Source organism: Aneurinibacillus tyrosinisolvens (genome assembly GCF_001015055.1).
Taxonomy (GTDB): Bacteria; Bacillota; Bacilli; order Aneurinibacillales; family Aneurinibacillaceae; genus Aneurinibacillus_A; species Aneurinibacillus_A tyrosinisolvens.
In genome coordinates, this window is record NZ_BBWZ01000118.1 from 1 (window position 1) to 966 (window position 966).

Genomic DNA, 966 nt, shown 5'->3' on the forward strand with positions numbered 1-966 from the left:
GGACTACAACTGCCACCGCTACCAATGGACATTAAAAAAGATGACTCCGAATCAATATCGAAGCCATCTTCTTAGTGCATAACTAAAGGGGTTCTTTCTTTTAGTGTCCACTTTTAGGGTTACAGTTCATAATAGGTAGCGGGGATTTTTGTGTTACATTAAAAAACATTAGCCTAAGCTGGTTGGTTCTCCTTCAAAAATTTTTCAGTGATAGCAGGAAGGATGATAGAAAAACTGGTTCCTTTTCCTTTTTCGCTTTCTACCTCAATCTTCCCCTTTTTCATTTCAATAATTCGATAACAAACCATAAGACCAAGTCCTGTTCCTTTTTCCTTTGTTGAATAAAATGGAGTCCCTAAACGTTTTACCTGTTCTTCATCCATACCGACTCCGTTATCAACAATTTTAATGACGATATTTTCATCTCTTTTTTCTGTGCCAATTTCTACTTTGCCGTTACCAGATGATGCTTCAATTCCATTTTTAATAAGGTTCACCAGGCATTGCGTAAGCCTACCTGGATTCGCTTTAATAAACATGGAGGGCTGCGAGGTTATTTGAATTTCTACATTATGTAACGCTGCATATGGAGAAAGAATTGAAAGGACATGTTCAATATGAGTACAAACATCTATTATTTCTTTTTCTTCCATTTCGGGTTTGGCAAATGAAAGGTACTCAGTAATAACTCCCTGAGCCCGATCCATCTCTGAAATTGCCATATGGATATAACTTTGGGTTTTTTCATCCTTGACTTGTTCCTTTACCAATTGCATAAACCCTCGACTTGCCGTCATGGGATTTCGAATTTCATGGGCAATGGAAGCCGTTAGTTCCCCTACCACATTCATTTTTTCAACTCGCTGGATTTCTACTCGAATTTTCGAATTTTCGATCGATTTCTCCATTAGATAAATCACTAAGCATATCGTTACTATGTTTATTAAATAATATGCAAAAAAGAAG

General features: G+C 36.9%; 1 protein-coding gene. It reads right to left on the reverse strand.

All coding sequences use genetic code 11. The features are described 5' to 3' along the window. Positions 1–173: 173 nt before the first annotated feature. A partial coding sequence (locus tag MBEAL2_RS28580) for an ATP-binding protein (RefSeq protein WP_047155560.1) occupies positions 174–966 on the reverse strand: 793 nt, incomplete at its 5' end.